This is a genomic window from Methylophaga sp. UBA2496, assembly GCF_002341635.1.
In the GTDB taxonomy this organism is placed as follows: domain Bacteria; phylum Pseudomonadota; class Gammaproteobacteria; order Nitrosococcales; family Methylophagaceae; genus Methylophaga.
The window spans coordinates 49,195-66,127 of the sequence record NZ_DDOK01000003.1; the positions used below are offsets into that span (position 1 = coordinate 49,195).

Consider the following 16,933-nt stretch of genomic DNA (forward strand, 5'->3'; position numbering starts at 1 on the left):
GTAATGACGAACCAACTCCCAACACATCAACCGGTTCTTCTCAAAGAGACCGTCGAGGCGCTGTTTATTCAGCCAGATGGTTTTTATGTGGATGCGACGTTTGGTCGTGGCGGACATTCCCGAGCTATTCTTGAAAAACTTTCTGAAAATGGCAGATTATTAGGCCTTGACCGTGATCCAGCTGCTGTAAAAGCAGGCGAGGCACTGGCGGCCAGTGATCAACGTTTTGCCATTGAACATTGTGCTTTTTCTGAACTTTCAACCGTTATTCATTCACGGCTGTGGCAGGGAAAGGTAAACGGTATTTTGATGGATATCGGTGTGTCTTCTCCACAGCTGGATGAAGCTGATCGCGGATTTAGTTTTCAACATGATGGCCCATTGGATATGCGGATGGATCCGACTTTCGGAATGAGTGCAGCCGAATGGCTTGCCAGCGCCGAGATGAATGAAATTGCCACGGTAATCAAAACACTGGGCGAGGAACGTTATGGCAAACGTATTGCCTGCGCTATTGTGGAAACCCGCGAACATACACCGATTACCACCACTAAACAACTGGCTGATTTGGTGGATAAGGCCAGTCCAACTCGGGACAAGTTCAAACATCCTGCGACCCGGACTTTTCAGGCCATCCGTATTTTTATCAACAGTGAATTGGAAGAATTAACCAGCGCACTTGAACAGGCATTGGAAGTACTGGCTGTAGGCGGCAGACTGGCCGTTATCAGTTTTCATTCGCTGGAAGATCGCATCGTAAAACGTTTTTTCCGTGATCAGGCTAAAGGCGATGATTTACCAGCCCATTTCCCTATAACCGCCGATCAATTAAACCCCCGTCTGAAAATTATCGGCAAAGCCATTAAAGCGGATGCAGCTGAATTATCAGTGAATGTTCGCTCGCGCAGTGCCGTGTTGCGGGTTGCGGAGAAACTGGCATGAGCTGGCCAACGTTTTTTGAGCATATGCGTATTGATTTTCCGGTGCTGGTGATGACGTTACTGGTTCTGGTTTCATCCGTTGCAGTGGTTTACACCAAGCATGCGGGGCGTAGCGAATTCGTTGCATTACAGCAGTTGGAAAACAGACGTGATCAACTGAATGAAGAATGGGGGAAATTATTGCTCGAGCAAAGTACCTGGGCTAGCCCTGCTCGTGTAGAACTTCAGTCTCGTACCCGACTGAATATGCAGGTCCCCAACAATGAACAGACTGTGGTGGTCAAACCATGAGTCGTCGTCAGCAACGAGGTTATCAGCAAACGGGCGGCTGGCGGCTGAATCTGGTCAGGCTGTCCTTTATTCTGATTGGACTGGGACTGTTATGGCGTCTGGTAGATATTCAAGTGTTAAATCCAGACTTTCTGCGTAATCAGGGTGATGCACGCCATTTACGTAATGTGCCGATTGTGGCACATCGCGGCATGATCCTCGATCGTCAGGGTGAACCACTGGCGATCAGTACGCCGGTTCATTCCGTCTGGTTGAATCCACAAGCCACGGATCCAGATCATCCGCAACTTGCAAAACTGGCCTCCATTTTAGGTATTGATGTTAATAACGTTCGTGAGCGGATTTATCAGAATCCCGAACGTGAATTTCTTTATTTAAAACGTCGGGTAGCCCCCGAAATTTCCGTGCAGGTGAAACAATTAAATATTGGCGGTGTAGCTCTGCAACGTGAATACAAACGCTATTACCCTGCAGGTGAAGTCGCTGCCCACGTAGTCGGTTTTACCAATATTGATGATATTGGTCAGGAAGGTCTTGAACTAACTTATGAACCATTATTGACCGGTGTTCCCGGACTGCGCCGAATGGTGCGGGACAGTAAAGGCAATTTTGTCGGCGGAGGTGACCCGATACGCGCAGCCAAAGCGGGTGAAAATATTCAATTGAGTATTGATTTACGCTTGCAATATCTCAGCTATAACGCACTGAAAAATGCGGTCGAAAAGCATGGGGCGCAATCTGGCTCTGCGGTTATTCTGGATGTACAGACTGGTGAAGTACTGGCGATGGTTAATCAGCCTGCTTTTAACCCAAACAACCGTAATGGCGTGCGCTCAACTGATTTGCGTAACCGTGCAGTTACCGATTTGTTTGAACCCGGCTCAACAGTCAAACCATTCACGGTGGTGAGCGGTTTGAAATCAGGCAAATTTGATCTTACAACCATGATCAATACGCACCCCGGCACGATGCGGGTCAGTGGGCATAATATCCGCGATTTCCGCGATTACGGCATCATCAACCTGGCAACGTCGATTCAAAAGTCCAGTAATGTGGCAGCCAGCAAAATTGCGCTGGAACTAGAACCGATGGCGTTATGGCAGGATTTTGCCAGTTTTGGTATGGGCGTTGACAGTGGTGCCTATTTCCCCGGCGAAGCAATGGGGCGTTTACCGGACCCGCGTACATGGCGGACCCTGGATCGAGCAACGCTCGCTTATGGTTATGGTTTGGCAACCAACACCCTGCAGCTCGCCAGAGCCTACACCATTATCGGCAATGGTGGCATCATGCGCGATGTTACTTTTATCAAACAGGATAAAACACCTAAAGGCCGTCGAGTGTTCTCCAAAGATCTGATGGAAACCGTTCGCGGCATGATGGAACTGGTCGTGCTTCCAGGCGGAACGGCACAACGTGCAGCGGTGCCAAATTACAGTGTTGCTGCAAAAACCGGAACCGTAAAAAAAGCCATGGCGGGTGGGTATACCGAAAGTGAATATCAATCTTTATTTGCTGGTTTGATTCCTGCCAGTAATCCCCGACTGGCAATGGTCGTGGTTGTGGATAATCCTACTGGTGAAGAATATTACGGCGGTGCGGTAGCGGCACCAGTATTTGCAGATGTCATGGTGGGAGCAATGCGGTTATTGAATATCGCCCCGGATGCCCTTCCGCAAACGCAATTACAGGTGGCGCATCAATGAAATATCAAATGCGCCTTATTGACATAATGAGTCTGGTTGAAAGTGACACGGTTTCAACTACTGAAATCACCGGCATGAGCCTGGACAGTCGCCAGCTTAAGCCGGGTGATTTGTTTATAGCCTTAGCGACGACCCCGACAGTCCGTGAACAGCATATCAGGCAGGCTATGGCGTCAGGTATTGCCGCGGTCTGTTATTCAGCTGAATTATCGTTGGATCCAGAACTCAGCAAACAGCTGAAAGATCGGAATATTGAAAGGGTTGCTGTCACTAACTTAAAAGACAAAACAGCTCGTCTGGCCGCTGCTTTTTATCAATATCCATCAGCGGTTATGACGGTTATTGCGGTCACAGGAACCAACGGCAAAACATCTGTTACCCAGTTTATTGCACAGGCACTGGAAAATGCCGGTCAGCCATGTGGTGTGATTGGAACCTTGGGCTGTGGAAGAGTAACTGAGCTTAAACACAATGGCATGACAACGCCTGATCCGGTTTCCTTACAGGCCACATTAGCGGAAATGCGCGATGCCGGAATTGAATATATTGCGTTGGAAGCTTCTTCACACGCACTGGAACAAGGCCGGTTGAATTTCGTCGATATCAATTACGGCATCCTGACTAATTTAAGCCGCGATCATCTTGATTATCACCAAAATATGGCGGAATACGCTGCCGCTAAACAACGTTTATTCAGCTTTACTTCGCTACAGGCTGCTGTGGTCAATGCAGATGATGAATTCGGTCAGGCCTTGCTGCTATATCTCAATAATCATCAAATGACATGTATTGAATATAGCTGCAAAGACGCGCAGGCAAACCTTTATGCAACCGATATAACGTCAACTGCCCGTGGTTTGCAATTTAACCTGCATATCCAGCAGCAACAGTTATCCATACAAAGTCGATTGCTCGGCAAATTCAATGTCGAAAATATGTTGGCAACTGCCGCGGTGTTATCACTACTTGGCTGGTCAGCGAGCGAAATTGCTCAGGGACTCAACCAACTAGTTGGTGTGAATGGTCGTATGCAACTGTTGGCGAGCAGTCTGAAACCTTCCGTAGTGATTGATTTTGCTCATACCCCGGATGCACTTTCCAAAGCTTTACATGGTATGCGACAGCATATGGATAGCACTTCCAGACTGTGGTGTGTATTTGGCTGTGGAGGTGATCGTGATAGTGGTAAGCGGCCATTGATGGGGCAAATCGCCAGTGAGATGGCCGATAAAATCGTGCTGACGGACGATAATCCGCGTGGCGAGAGCAGCATGCAGATTATTGAACAGATTCAGGCCGGTTGTCCTGTAGGTACTGACATTCATATTGAAGCAGACAGACAGCGGGCGATTGAGTATGCCGTTCTTGATTCCGCGCTGGAAGACATGGTGTTAATTGCAGGAAAAGGTCACGAACAGTATCAGGAAGTCTCCGGTGTGAAGACACCTTTTAATGATTATGAGATAGCTATGCAAGCCTTACAGAAACGCCATTCAGCAACAAGGGTAACAGTATGACGTGGAACATTCGCCTGACCGAAATTGCTGATCTGCTGAATGCAGAGTTGCATGGCAATGATGCCATTATGACGGGCAGCAAAATTGATAGTCGTAAAATTGAAGCAGGTGATTTGTTTATAGCATTGCCGGGAGAAAATACAGATGGCCATGATTATATCGATCAAGCCTATAAGGCAGGAGCCTGTGGGGCATTAGTCAATCGATATATACCCAGCGAATTACCACAGATTGTAGTGAAGAATGTGATCAGTGCTTATGGGCAAATTGCCAGATTGTGTCGTGAAAAAAGTCAGGCCAGAATCATTGCTGTAACAGGCAGTAATGGCAAGACAACCCTTAAAGAAATGATCGCTTCCATTCTCGGGCAATGCGGAAAAGTTTTAGCAACAGCTGGTAATTTGAATAATGAGCTGGGTGTGCCACTTACGCTGACACGGCTCAATGAAAATTATGATTTTGCTGTCATCGAAATGGGCGCTAACCATGCTGGTGAAATAGCCACTCTGGTTGCCATGGCGGAACCGGATGTAGCGGTAATAAATAACGTTGGGGCTGCGCATCTAGAAGGATTCGGATCATTACAGGGTATAGCTGAAGCAAAAGGTGAAATCTTTGCCGGACTTAAAGCGGAAGGTATCGGCGTCATTAATGCGGATATGCCCTACGTTGATTTATGGAAACACATACTTGGTGCCCGCCAGTCCCTGACGTTCGGTCTTCAGCAACCGGCAGATATTGCAGCACTTGACCTACAGCCAGCAATTACCGGAAGTCACTTTATGGTGCGTCTGGAAGGTGTCTGTCATTTTATCTTTTTACCGTTACCCGGGATTCATAATGTAAGTAATGCACTGGCGGCTATTGCCGTGTGTTCAGCCTTGAAGATTGCTCCTGAAGCCATTGTCAAAGGTTTGGCCTCAATCAAATCAGTGCCGCATCGCTTGCAACTGCGTCAGGCGGTCAATAATGCATTAGTAATTGATGATACATATAACGCTAATCCGGGTTCCTTTCGCCAGGCGTTAAAGACGTTAATGCAGTTTCCCGGAGAACATTGGCTGGTATTGGGAGATTTTGGAGAGCTGGGACCGGAAAGCACGTCCATTCATCAGCAATTGGGTCGTGATGCCAGAACGGCGGGAGTGAATAGATTATTCACTGTGGGGCAGCAAAGTAAGCTGGCTTCAGCAGCCTTTGGTGATAACGCCAGGCATTTCAATGATAAAGCAGAACTGGAAGCTGAACTAAAACGCATCCTAACCAAGGATGTGGCATGTCTGATTAAAGGTTCACGTTTTATGAAGCTGGACCAGCTGGCGGATGCGCTTGCCGTTGGAGGAGAAGCCTGATGTTGTTAATGCTGAGTGAATATTTAAGCCAGTATTACACCGGCTTTAATGTCTTTCAATATCTGACATTACGCGCCATTCTCGGGGTGATGACCGCATTGGGTATTGCCTTGATTGTCGGACCGACAATGATTCGTCACTTGAGCTTCAGGCAGATCGGTCAAGTCGTCAGAAATGATGGACCTGAATCACACTTCAGTAAAACGGGCACCCCAACAATGGGTGGTTCATTGATTCTGGTAGCCATTGCTGTCAGCACATTGCTGTGGGCCGATTTAGCTAACCGTTATGTCTGGGTCGTTTTGCTGGTGACGCTGCTGTTTGGGCTCATCGGGTTTATTGATGACTATATCAAACTGGTTCGTCAGGATCCGAAAGGATTGTTAAGCCGATATAAATATTTCTGGCAATCCGTGGTCGGGGTAGGCGCAGCCATATTTCTTTATATGACAGTGCAAACACCTGCTGAAACACAGCTTATCGTGCCATTTTTTAAAGAAATCGTTATTCCTTTAGGCGCCTGGTATTTGCTGGTGGTCTATCTGGTTATTGTTGGCAGCAGTAATGCTGTGAATCTGACAGATGGGTTAGATGGTTTGGCTATTATGCCAACGGTCATGGTTGCCGCCGCATTAGGCTTATTCAGTTATGTTGCCGGTCACTTTGAGTTTGCCCGTTATTTACAAATCCCGCATATACCGGGAGCAGGTGAATTAACCGTGTTCTGTGCGGCCATGGTTGGAGCGGGATTAGGATTTCTCTGGTTCAACACTTATCCGGCACAAGTATTTATGGGGGATGTCGGGGCGTTGGCATTAGGGGCGGCGCTTGGAACCGTAGCGGTGTTAGTACGTCAGGAATTGGTGTTGCTGATTATGGGCGGCGTATTTGTTATTGAAACGCTATCAGTAATGATTCAGGTGGCATCCTATAAATTACGTGGTAAGCGGGTGTTTTTAATGGCACCGATTCATCATCATTATGAATTAAAGGGCTGGCCTGAACCTCGCATTATTGTTCGATTCTGGATCATTACCGTGTTTTTGGTATTGGTCGGTTTAGCGACGTTGAAAATACGATGACAGCAGAATTACAACAGCATAGCTCACATTACAGCCTGATCATTGGATTAGGCCAGACTGGTTTGTCGTGCGCTCGATTTTTATTGCAGCAGGGCAATGCGGTGGCGGTAATTGATAGCAGTGAAAAGCCATCCTGCCTGAACGCGTTGCAAAAAGACTTCCCGGAAGTGGTTGTGAAAACGGGAGGTATTCCTGCCGATTGGCTGATGCGTGCAGATAGTATTGTATTGAGTCCAGGGGTCGACCCACGATTACCGCAAATTCGCCAGGCATCTGAAGCAGGTATTGAAATCGTTGGTGATATTGAGTTGTTCGCCCGGCATGCAAATGCGCCGATTATCGCGATTACCGGTTCAAATGGTAAGAGTACCGTCACAACCTTAGTCGGATTGATGGCAAAAATGGCCGGTAAAAACGTGGCTATTGGCGGTAACCTGGGTATCCCGGCGTTGGATCTGCTTACTGATCCTGCCCCCGATTTTTATGTACTCGAATTATCCAGTTTCCAAATGGAAACCGTAAAGTCACTGAACGCTTTTGCATCGGTGATTCTGAATGTCAGTGCCGATCATCTGGATCGTTATGATTCAATTGAAGATTACCAGCGGGCGAAACAAAAGGTTTATCAGGGAAATGGTGTCATGGTTATCAACCGCGACGATCCTATCGTTTCATCGATGGCAATTCCTGGGCGTAATCAGCTTGGCTTCAGTTTGCATGAATCACAGGGTTATGAATTTGGCGTACTTACTCAGCGCGGCCATTTGTGGCTAGCCGAAGGGGATGCGCCATTAATGCTGGTCAGTGAAATGAAAATTGCTGGCAGACATAATATTGCTAATGCCTTGGCAGCGTTGGCATTAGGCTCCGTCATGGGCTTGCCCATGGATGCCATGCTCAAAGCATTAAGAGAATTTAAAGGTTTACCGCACCGGTGTCGGTTTGTACGTGAATTACATGGTGTGCGCTGGTTCAATGATTCAAAAGCGACCAATGTAGGTGCCAGTATCGCAGCAATTGAAGGCCTGGCTGACAATGGCAAGATCGTCTTGATTGCAGGTGGTGTAGGGAAAGGTCAGAATTTTGCCCCATTGGCATCAACCTTAAACGAGTATGTCAGTACGATTATCTTAATTGGCCAGTCTGCTGAAGAAATTGCCAGGAATGTGCCGAAATCGGTGCAGGTACATTTTGCTGCAGATATGAAAGCGGCTGTACAGCTGGCAAACAGTTCAGCAGAGTCAGGCCAGCAAGTATTGTTATCTCCAGCTTGTGCCAGCTTTGATCAGTTTGCCAATTATGTGGATCGCGGTGAACGATTTGAACAGGCTGTAAGGGAGTTGGCGGCATGAGTCGTGTAAGTGCCCACTTTGATTCCAAGCTAATAATGGCAACATTAGCTTTGCTGCTTATTGGCCTTATTATGGTCTGTTCAGCATCAATTACTATTGCTGAGAATAAAACCGGCCAACCCTTATATTTCTTTATCCGTCAGGCCGCTTTTGCGATGCTGGGATTATTCTTTGCATGGTGTGTTATTTCTATCCGTTTATCTCATTGGCAACAAATGGCGCCAATGTTGTTGATGGTAGGTGTGGGACTGTTGGTCCTGGTGCTTATACCGGGGGTTGGTCGTGAAGTGAACGGTAGCTCACGCTGGTTACCTTTGGGGCCGGTGAATCTTCAGGTGGCTGAGTTAATCAAGTTGTTTGCCATTATTTATGTGGCAGATTATCTGCAGCGTCATCATGGCCAGTTAAATACGTCATTATTAAAGGTCCTTTCGCCATTACTGCTTTTAAGTGTGGCAGCAGTATTGTTACTGATGCAGCCTGACATGGGTTCCATTGTGGTGATTTTATCTACCGTTCTGGTGATGATGTTCCTTGGCGGGGCAAGGCTCGATGTGTTTATCGGTTTAATCGGTATTCTGGCTGGACTGTTTGCGATGATGGTGTGGATCGCACCATATCGTTTACAACGTCTGCAAAGTTTTATGGATCCATGGGCCGACCCGTTTGGCAGTGGATTTCAGTTAACACAAGCGCTTATTGCCTTTGGGCGTGGTGACTGGTTGGGTGTCGGGCTCGGTAGCAGCATGCAAAAGCTGTTTTATCTTCCTGAAGCACATACTGACTTTCTTTTTTCAATTTTGGCAGAAGAACTGGGGTTGATTGGCGCAGTCACTGTGATTGGCTTGTTTTTGGTAATGATTTGGCGTGCATTGGCCATTGGTCGCGCTGCTGAAGAAGCCGGACAATTATTTGGTGCCCAAATTGCTTATGGCATTTCGGTATGGTTGGGTCTGCAGGCCTGCGTAAATATTGGCGTCAATATGGGGGTGTTACCCACCAAAGGATTAACCCTGCCATTAATGAGTTATGGCGGTAGTAGTCTTGTCATTGTTTGTGTGGCAATTGGCTTGCTACTACGCGTTGATTTGGAAACACGCCAGCCGGAAAAAGCGTCAGCGAGGGTCAAACGATGACGCGTGTATTGATTATGGCAGGTGGCACCGGTGGACATGTGTTCCCAGCTTTGGCCGTGGCTGAAGAATTGCGAACCCGTTCAGTGGACATTGAATGGATTGGTACTGAGCGCGGTATCGAATCTCGTCTGGTACCTGCGGCAGCATTTAAGTTGAATTTGATTCCTATTAAAGGCTTACGTGGCAACGGATTATTTGGCTGGTTAGTGGCTCCATTCAGAATATTGCGAGCTGTACTGGAATCCGGAAAAGTGATTAAGCGCTTTCAACCCGATGTCGTGATTGGCTTAGGTGGGTTTGCTTCTGGCCCCGGTGGATTGGCAGCATGGCTGTCGGGTAAACCTTTGATAATTCATGAACAGAATGCTATCGCCGGCTTGACAAACCGTTTACTGGCCAAGATTGCAAGGCAAGTCCTGCAGGGCTTTGAAAACAGTTTTACCCAGACAGTTAAAACCAGATGGGTAGGCAATCCCGTACGAAAACAAATAGAACAGTTAGCCGAACCGCAGGTTCGTTACGCTGCACGAACCAAGCAATCAACTAAAGTGCTGGTTTTAGGTGGTAGCCTGGGAGCAAAAAGTTTAAATCAGGTTGTACCTCGGGCGCTGGCAATGCTCAAAACAAAACATGTGATTGAAGTTACTCATCAATGTGGCGACAGCCATTTTACTGATTGCCAACAGGCATATGAACAAGCCGGTGTTGATGGAACGGTGACTCAATTTATTGATGATATGGCAAAAGCCTATGGTGAAGCCGATCTGGTGATATGTCGTGCCGGAGCATTAACGGTAGCAGAAGTTGCAGCGGCAGGGGTAGCGGCCATATTGGTTCCTTATCCATACGCTGTGGATGATCATCAGACACATAATGCCCAGGCATTAAAAGATGCTGGTGCCGCACTACTTATAAACGATTCGGATCTCAATCCTGAAGACCTTGCTGCATCGCTTTTATCGTTACTGGATGACCGAAAACAATTAGAAAATATGGCAATACAGGCAAGAAAGCTGGCAAAACCAGGTACAGCAATGCAGATAGCCGATATCTGTCTGGAGTATGCCCATGGCTAAATTAACCTCAGCAATGCAAAGTCGGGTCAAACACATCCATTTCATTGGTATTGGTGGCGTCGGTATGGGTGGCATTGCCGAAGTATTGTTGAATCTGGGATATCAGGTCAGCGGATCCGATTTGCATGAAAACAGTTTAATCCAGCATCTGCGTCAACTGGGTGCCAACATCATGATTGGCCATGATGCTGAATATCTGAAGGGTGCTGATGTTGTGGTTGTTACAACAGCAGTGAGTACTGACAATGTAGAAGTCATCGCTGCTCGCGAACAACGGATTCCAGTCGTGCCAAGAGCAGAGATGCTGGCTGAGTTAATGCGTTTCAGTTATGGCATTGCCGTGGCGGGCACACATGGCAAAACCACCACAACAAGTTTAACAGCCGCACTGCTAAGTGAAGGTGAGCTGGATCCGACATTTGTTATCGGTGGCCGTTTAAACAGTGCGGGTTCCAATGCACGGTTAGGCACAGGTCGATATCTTGTTGCAGAAGCGGATGAAAGTGATGCGTCATTTTTATATCTGCAACCGATGATCGCTATCGTGACGAATATCGATAACGATCATATGGAAACCTACGAAGGCGATTTTGAGAAACTCAAAGCAACGTTTGTCGAGTTTTTACATCACTTGCCTTTCTATGGTCTGGCCGTGTTATGTATCGACGATGCAGTAGTTGAGAGCATTCTGCCGGAAGTTACCCGTCCTGTAACCACCTACGGACAAGATGCTCGTGCCGATTTCCGAGTCAGTAATCTCAAGCAATATCAGGGACAGAGTGAGTTTACGGTTAACGAATCCCGAAGTGGTGAGCAATATCAGATTCGATTAAATATGCCTGGCTTACACAACGCGCTGAATGCCACTGCTGCCTTATCAGTCGCTCGCAACCTGGGTGTGGACATTGCTGCTTGTCAACGTGGGTTATTGAAGTTTGATGGTGTTGGTCGGCGGTTTAACCTGCTTGGTGAAAAACAAATGCCTCAGGGACAGGTGCTGTTGGTTGATGACTATGGTCATCATCCGACAGAAATTGCTGCCACAATTGCCGCCAGTCGTGGCGGTTGGCCTGATAGGCGTTTAGTGGTGATCTTTCAGCCACATCGTTATACCCGTACCCGAGATTTATTTGAAGATTTTGCCCGCGTGCTTTCAACAGTTGACGTTTTGATTGTGTTGGAGGTCTACCCGGCAGGCGAAAATAAAATTGCCGGTGCAGATGCTCGGAGTTTATGCCGTGCCATCCGTCTGCGTGGTCAGGTTGAGCCGGTATTTGCTGAGGATAAACAAGCCTTGTTTTCAGTGCTTCCCGGTTTGCTCCAGGAACATGATTTGCTGCTGACACTTGGTGCAGGCGATATCGGTGCAATAGCTAAAGAATTGGATAATAAACTTGAGGGGCTGAACTGATGGTCTCCATGTTTACGGCATTACAAGGTGAGTTAAAAACAAATGAGCCTTTATCACAACACACCTCCTGGCGTGTGGGAGGCATTGCTCAGCGGTTTTATCAACCTAAAGATAAACATGATCTGGCCACTTTTTTGCGCCAGCTGCCAGCCAATGAACCCTTGCTCTGGTTGGGGCTGGGTAGCAATTTATTAATACGGGATGGTGGCTTTGCCGGAACGGTGATTAGCACGGCTGGTACCATGCAGGCCCTGGAGTTTGATGGACAGACTGTCACTGCCGAAGTAGGCGTTTACTGCAGTAAAGTTGCCAGACAATCCGCAAAGCATGGATTAAGTGGAGCAGCATTTTTAGCCGGTATACCGGGAACATTTGGCGGTGCATTGGCAATGAATGCCGGTGCACATGGCTCCGAAACCTGGCAGCTGGTAACAGAGGCTACTACGGTAACCCGTCAGGGTGAGCTCAAAAAACGTCCGGCAAGTGACTTTAAAGTGAGCTATCGACATGTCGAGCTCCCGGAAAAAGAATGGTTTGTATCAGCCACACTGGACTTGCAGCGTGGGGATACTGAAAGCGAAACAGCGCTGATCAGACAATTATTGAAAAAGCGCAATGACAGCCAACCGACTAACCAGCCTTGTGCAGGCTCAGTGTTTCGAAATCCGCAAGGTGATTTTGCCGGAAGGTTAATTGAGCACTGTGGTTTGAAAGGGGTGCGAGTAGGGGGGGCCAGTGTGTCATCTAAACATGCCAACTTTATCGTTAATGATGGCTCAGCGAGCGCAGCCGATATTGAAGCCCTGATTAACCTGGTAAGACAACGTGTGGAAGCAGAAACAAAGGTAAACCTGGTACCAGAAGTTCACATTATCGGAGAACATGCATGAGCGACGTAACTTTCAATCCGCAAAAATTTGGTCGGGTTGCCGTGTTATTGGGCGGTCGCTCTGCTGAACGTGAGATTTCATTGAAAAGTGGTCGTGCTGTCATTGCTGCGATGCAGTCAATCGGAATTGATGCTGTCGAAATTGACGTAGATAAATCAGTTAGTGAACGTTTACGTCAGGAAGGTATTGATCGGGCATTTATCATTTTGCACGGCCGCGGTGGTGAAGATGGTGAAATCCAGGGTGTTTTGCAATCTCTGCAGATCCCCTATACCGGCAGTGGTATTACTGGTGCAGTGCTGTCGATGAATAAACGACTTAGCAAACAAGTCTGGCAGGGCCAGGGATTACCAACACCCAAATATATGCAGTTAAATCGCCAATCCAATACGCAACAACTTATTGAAGAATTGGGACTGCCCATTGTGATCAAGCCAGTGAATGAGGGGTCAAGCATTGGCATGAGCAAAGTGAATTCTGCCGAAGCTCTGCAACAGGCGATTGACTTAGCTTTTGACTATGACGATGAAGTGATTGCAGAACAATGGGTTCATGGCGCTGAATACACCATCAGTATTTTAAACGATGAGGCATTACCGGTTATTCGGTTAAAAACGCCCAGAGAGTTTTACGATTTTGAAGCCAAATACCTGGCAGATTCAACAGAATATTTATGCCCATGCGGTCTGACAGAAGCAGATGAAAAGCGTTGTCAGCAGCTGGCAGTGAAAGCATTTAATGCCCTCAATATGTCGGGCTGGGGCCGCATCGATGTAATGGCTGATCAGCACGGCGACTTTTATTTACTGGAAGCCAATAGTGTGCCCGGTATGACAGATCATAGTCTGGTGCCGATGGCTGCACGTCAGGCGGGAATCAGTTTCGAAAATCTGGTTACACAGATCCTGCAAGGCACATTGGAGCTAAAACGCTGATGGCTATCAGAAAACGCCCAACTGCTGGAGCAACACGCACGCGTGTGGTTAAGCCACGTGAACGCGTGAGCTGGAAGATCAAAATGAGAAATATCAGCACCGTATTGGTGTTGCTGACATTGATTGTCAGCACGGTGTATCTGAACAATACCGATACCTTGCCGATTCTGCATGTGACGGTGGAAGGTGAGTTAATAAATACCGAGAAACAGGCTTTGATAGAAGCGGTAACCCCTTACGTTACCGGCAGTTTCCTCGATGTCAATGTAGCGGGAATTCGTCAGGCAGGTGAGGCATTGCCATGGGTAGCCCAGATACAGGTAAGACGCGTCTGGCCAGATACATTGCACCTGATGGTGAGTGAGCATCAGGCGATAGCCCGCTGGAATGAAAACGGTCTGGTGAATACGCGTGGGCAAGTTTTTTATCCCGATAGTGGAAAAATGCCGGAAGGCCTTATTCAATTATTTGGTCCTGAAGGTAACAGTGAATTGATGGCACGACAGTTAGTCACGATCCAGCAGTCGGTGGATAAATTAGGTTTAAGAGTGAAAAGTCTGACCATGGATGAACGTCGCTCATGGCAAGTGAAATTTACTGATGATATGCAACTACAGCTGGGTCGAGCGGCAAGCGAACAACGTTTAGCTCGATTTATTCGGGTATTCGAAGGGCCTCTGGCGAGCTATCGCGAACTAATCGAAATTGTAGATATGCGCTATACCAACGGGCTAGCAGTTGTCTGGAAAAACGGTAAGCAACCTGATTTTAATGGAATTGTGTAATGTCGAAACGAATTGAAAGAGAACTGATTGTCGGATTGGATATCGGAACTTCCAAGGTGGTTGCGATTGTTGCAGCCCCGATTCTGGATGCCGGGCCTAACGAGAATAAGCTGGAAATTATCGGTATTGGTTCACACCCGGCCAGAGGCATGAAAAAAGGTGTCGTTGTCAATATTGAATCCACAGTCCAATCCATCCAGCGTGCGGTAGAAGAAGCCGAGCTGATGGCGGGGTGCCAGATCCATTCGGTTTTTGCCGGTATCGCGGGTAGCCATATTCGTAGTCTGAATTCGCATGGTACCGTTGCTATTCGGGATAAGGAAGTGACCCAGGGTGATTTAGACCGGGTATTGGATGCTGCCAGAGCGGTGCATTTCCCCGGCGATCAACAATTACTGCATGTATTGCCTCAGGAATTCATTATCGATAACCAGGAAGGTATTCGTGAACCCATCGGCATGTCAGGGGTTCGCCTGGAAGCCAAGGTTCATCTGATTACCGGGGCAGTCAGTGCCGCCCAAAATATCACCAAATGTATAGAGCGATGTGGGCTGGTGGTAGATGGCATCATTCTTGAGCAAATGGCTTCCAGTTATTCGGTACTGGAACAGGATGAAAAAGAATTAGGTGTCTGCTTAGTCGATATCGGTGGTGGCACCACGGATATTGCGGTGTTCATTGATGGTGCAATTCGTCATACCGCGGTCATTCCTATTGCGGGTGATCAAGTCACCAACGATATTGCGGTGGCATTAAGAACACCTACTCAGTATGCCGAAGAAATCAAAATTAAATATGCCTGTGCGCTTACCCAGTTGGCACGGGAAGACGAAACCATTGAAGTGCCGAGTGTTGGTGACAGACCACCACGTCAGTTAGCGAGACAGACACTGGCTGAAGTGGTTGAGCCACGTTATGAAGAATTATTAATGCTGGTTCAGGCCGAATTGAGACGCAGTGGCTTTGAGGAAATGTTAGCTGCCGGAGTGGTATTAACCGGCGGCAGTTCGAAAATGGAAGGTGCAATTGAACTGGCAGAAGAAGTCTTTCATCTGCCGGTAAGACTTGGTGTACCACAGCATGTTGGTGGTTTAGTTGATGTAGTACGTAATCCAATCCATGCCACAGGTGTGGGTTTATTACTGTTTGGCAATGAACAAGTGAGTACCGGACACAGTGAATCTGTGATTTCGGATGGTTTTAAAGGAATGCTTGCCAGAATGAAAAGTTGGTTTCAGGGCAATTTCTGAGCAAGCCTTGTTAGTAAATGAAGAGGGGAGAAAATCATGACATTTGAATTGATTGATACATATACAGCAAATGCGGTTATCAAAGTCATCGGTGTCGGTGGCGGTGGCGGTAACGCTTTGGAACACATGGTGGCCAATAAAATTGAAGGTGTGGATTTTATTTGTGCCAATACCGATGCTCAGGCGTTACGTAAAAGTAATGCCACTACGCATTTACAATTAGGTACTGATATCACCAAGGGGCTTGGTGCGGGTGCCAATCCGGATGTTGGTCGTCAGGCCGCATTGGAAGATCGTGAACGCATTATGGATGTGATCCGCGGCGCAGATATGGTCTTTATTACTGCCGGCATGGGTGGTGGAACGGGTACCGGTGCTGCTCCAGTAGTCGCTCAGGTGGCTAAAGAAATGGGCATATTAACGGTTGCCGTGGTGACTAAGCCCTTCCCATTTGAAGGTGGCAAAAGACTGAAAGTCGCTACAGCTGGCATCGAAGAGCTAAGTCAGCATGTAGATTCACTGATTACAATTCCAAATGAAAAACTGCTGAAAGTGTTGGGTAAGGAAATGAGCCTGCTTAATGCTTTTAAATCAGCCAATGATGTACTGCTGGGCGCTGTTCAGGGTATTGCTGAACTGATTACCCGCGAAGGTATGATCAACGTCGACTTTGCTGACGTACGCACAGTTATGTCCGAAATGGGAATGGCAATGATGGGTACCGGTCGTGCTTCAGGTGAAAACCGTGCATCAGAAGCCGCCAGACTGGCCGTTTCCAGTCCTTTATTGGAAGATGTCGATTTGGCTGGTGCCCGTGGAGTACTGGTAAACATTACTGCAGGTCTTGATATGAGTATCGGTGAATTCGAAGAAGTGGGTAATACCATTAAAGAATTCGCATCAGAAGACGCCACAGTAGTTGTGGGTACCGTAATTGATCCGGAAATGACAGATGAATTACGTGTCACAGTTGTGGCGACTGGTTTAGGCGCTGCCAGAGCAGCGGCAGTAAAACCGGTTGAAACAACTGCTTCGCCGCAAATTGAAATTGTCAAGAAACCGATTGATATTGATTATGATGAACCAACTGTTTTACGAAATGGTCGGAATAATGAGCACAAACAAGCGGCTAATGGTGATGTCAATATGGATTATTTAGACATTCCAGCCTTCTTACGCAGACAAGCTGACTAACGTAGATGGTCGAGT

15 protein-coding genes are annotated in these 16,933 nt (G+C 47.4%); all 15 read left to right on the top strand.

Annotated features, from left to right (window positions below):
* Positions 1–3 precede the first annotated feature (3 nt).
* The 15 genes from rsmH to ftsZ are packed head-to-tail and all read left to right on the top strand — an operon-like array spanning position 4 to position 16,918.
* The gene (gene rsmH, locus B2W60_RS01045) at positions 4–942 is read left to right on the top strand and encodes a 16S rRNA (cytosine(1402)-N(4))-methyltransferase RsmH (RefSeq protein ID WP_292361877.1); all 939 of its coding nucleotides are present in this window, start codon (positions 4–6) and stop codon (positions 940–942) included.
* On the top strand, positions 939–1,232 hold the full coding sequence (ftsL, locus tag B2W60_RS01050; protein ID WP_292361878.1) for a cell division protein FtsL: 294 nt from the start codon (positions 939–941) through the stop codon (positions 1,230–1,232). The genes rsmH and ftsL overlap by 4 nt, the downstream gene beginning before the upstream one ends.
* Entirely contained in the window at positions 1,229–2,938 is a 1,710-nt protein-coding gene (locus tag B2W60_RS01055) for a peptidoglycan D,D-transpeptidase FtsI family protein (protein ID WP_292361879.1), read from the top strand. Before ftsL ends, B2W60_RS01055 begins: the two co-directional genes overlap by 4 nt.
* Entirely contained in the window at positions 2,935–4,455 is a 1,521-nt protein-coding gene (locus B2W60_RS01060; RefSeq protein WP_292363954.1) for a UDP-N-acetylmuramoyl-L-alanyl-D-glutamate--2,6-diaminopimelate ligase, read from the top strand. The genes B2W60_RS01055 and B2W60_RS01060 overlap by 4 nt, the downstream gene beginning before the upstream one ends.
* A complete protein-coding gene (locus tag B2W60_RS01065; RefSeq protein ID WP_292361881.1) occupies positions 4,452–5,807 on the top strand; it encodes a UDP-N-acetylmuramoyl-tripeptide--D-alanyl-D-alanine ligase in 1,356 nt (451 codons plus the stop codon). Before B2W60_RS01060 ends, B2W60_RS01065 begins: the two co-directional genes overlap by 4 nt.
* A complete protein-coding gene (mraY, locus tag B2W60_RS01070) occupies positions 5,807–6,889 on the top strand; it encodes a phospho-N-acetylmuramoyl-pentapeptide-transferase (protein WP_292361882.1) in 1,083 nt (360 codons plus the stop codon). Before B2W60_RS01065 ends, mraY begins: the two co-directional genes overlap by 1 nt.
* Positions 6,886–8,241: a UDP-N-acetylmuramoyl-L-alanine--D-glutamate ligase gene (gene murD, locus B2W60_RS01075; RefSeq protein ID WP_292361883.1), complete on the top strand. Its 1,356-nt coding sequence runs from the start codon at positions 6,886–6,888 to the stop codon at positions 8,239–8,241. The genes mraY and murD overlap by 4 nt, the downstream gene beginning before the upstream one ends.
* The gene (gene ftsW, locus B2W60_RS01080; RefSeq protein WP_292361884.1) at positions 8,238–9,377 is read left to right on the top strand and encodes a putative lipid II flippase FtsW; all 1,140 of its coding nucleotides are present in this window, start codon (positions 8,238–8,240) and stop codon (positions 9,375–9,377) included. Before murD ends, ftsW begins: the two co-directional genes overlap by 4 nt.
* Positions 9,374–10,453, top strand: coding sequence for an undecaprenyldiphospho-muramoylpentapeptide beta-N-acetylglucosaminyltransferase (gene murG, locus B2W60_RS01085; protein WP_292361885.1), 1,080 nt, complete (start codon positions 9,374–9,376; stop codon positions 10,451–10,453). Before ftsW ends, murG begins: the two co-directional genes overlap by 4 nt.
* Positions 10,446–11,864, top strand: a complete 1,419-nt coding sequence (gene murC / locus B2W60_RS01090; protein ID WP_292361886.1) for a UDP-N-acetylmuramate--L-alanine ligase — start codon at positions 10,446–10,448, stop codon at positions 11,862–11,864. Before murG ends, murC begins: the two co-directional genes overlap by 8 nt.
* Positions 11,864–12,754, top strand: a complete 891-nt coding sequence (gene murB / locus B2W60_RS01095) for a UDP-N-acetylmuramate dehydrogenase (protein ID WP_292361887.1) — start codon at positions 11,864–11,866, stop codon at positions 12,752–12,754. Before murC ends, murB begins: the two co-directional genes overlap by 1 nt.
* A complete protein-coding gene (locus B2W60_RS01100) occupies positions 12,751–13,689 on the top strand; it encodes a D-alanine--D-alanine ligase (RefSeq protein ID WP_292361888.1) in 939 nt (312 codons plus the stop codon). The genes murB and B2W60_RS01100 overlap by 4 nt, the downstream gene beginning before the upstream one ends.
* Positions 13,689–14,474, top strand: a complete 786-nt coding sequence (locus B2W60_RS01105; RefSeq protein ID WP_292361889.1) for a cell division protein FtsQ/DivIB — start codon at positions 13,689–13,691, stop codon at positions 14,472–14,474. The genes B2W60_RS01100 and B2W60_RS01105 overlap by 1 nt, the downstream gene beginning before the upstream one ends.
* Positions 14,474–15,724, top strand: coding sequence for a cell division protein FtsA (gene ftsA, locus B2W60_RS01110; protein ID WP_292361890.1), 1,251 nt, complete (start codon positions 14,474–14,476; stop codon positions 15,722–15,724). The genes B2W60_RS01105 and ftsA overlap by 1 nt, the downstream gene beginning before the upstream one ends.
* Positions 15,725–15,760: 36 nt before the next feature.
* A complete protein-coding gene (gene ftsZ / locus B2W60_RS01115; RefSeq protein WP_292361891.1) occupies positions 15,761–16,918 on the top strand; it encodes a cell division protein FtsZ in 1,158 nt (385 codons plus the stop codon).
* Positions 16,919–16,933: the final 15 nt, after the last annotated feature.

Excerpts from the sequence above, each read along its gene's own strand:
- murC (WP_292361886.1), top strand. The coding sequence starts at position 10,446 with ATGGCTAAATTAACCTCAGCAATGCAAAGTCGGGTCAAACACATCCAT.
- murB (WP_292361887.1), top strand. The coding sequence starts at position 11,864 with ATGGTCTCCATGTTTACGGCATTACAAGGTGAGTTAAAAACAAATGAG.
- B2W60_RS01105 (WP_292361889.1), top strand. The coding sequence starts at position 13,689 with ATGGCTATCAGAAAACGCCCAACTGCTGGAGCAACACGCACGCGTGTG.
- ftsL (WP_292361878.1), top strand. The coding sequence starts at position 939 with ATGAGCTGGCCAACGTTTTTTGAGCATATGCGTATTGATTTTCCGGTG.
- ftsA (WP_292361890.1), top strand. The coding sequence starts at position 14,474 with ATGTCGAAACGAATTGAAAGAGAACTGATTGTCGGATTGGATATCGGA.
- B2W60_RS01065 (WP_292361881.1), top strand. The coding sequence starts at position 4,452 with ATGACGTGGAACATTCGCCTGACCGAAATTGCTGATCTGCTGAATGCA.
- mraY (WP_292361882.1), top strand. The coding sequence starts at position 5,807 with ATGTTGTTAATGCTGAGTGAATATTTAAGCCAGTATTACACCGGCTTT.
- murD (WP_292361883.1), top strand. The coding sequence starts at position 6,886 with ATGACAGCAGAATTACAACAGCATAGCTCACATTACAGCCTGATCATT.
- ftsW (WP_292361884.1), top strand. The coding sequence starts at position 8,238 with ATGAGTCGTGTAAGTGCCCACTTTGATTCCAAGCTAATAATGGCAACA.
- ftsZ (WP_292361891.1), top strand. The coding sequence starts at position 15,761 with ATGACATTTGAATTGATTGATACATATACAGCAAATGCGGTTATCAAA.
- rsmH (WP_292361877.1), top strand. The coding sequence starts at position 4 with ATGACGAACCAACTCCCAACACATCAACCGGTTCTTCTCAAAGAGACC.
- B2W60_RS01055 (WP_292361879.1), top strand. The coding sequence starts at position 1,229 with ATGAGTCGTCGTCAGCAACGAGGTTATCAGCAAACGGGCGGCTGGCGG.
- murG (WP_292361885.1), top strand. The coding sequence starts at position 9,374 with ATGACGCGTGTATTGATTATGGCAGGTGGCACCGGTGGACATGTGTTC.
- B2W60_RS01060 (WP_292363954.1), top strand. The coding sequence starts at position 2,935 with ATGAAATATCAAATGCGCCTTATTGACATAATGAGTCTGGTTGAAAGT.
- B2W60_RS01100 (WP_292361888.1), top strand. The coding sequence starts at position 12,751 with ATGAGCGACGTAACTTTCAATCCGCAAAAATTTGGTCGGGTTGCCGTG.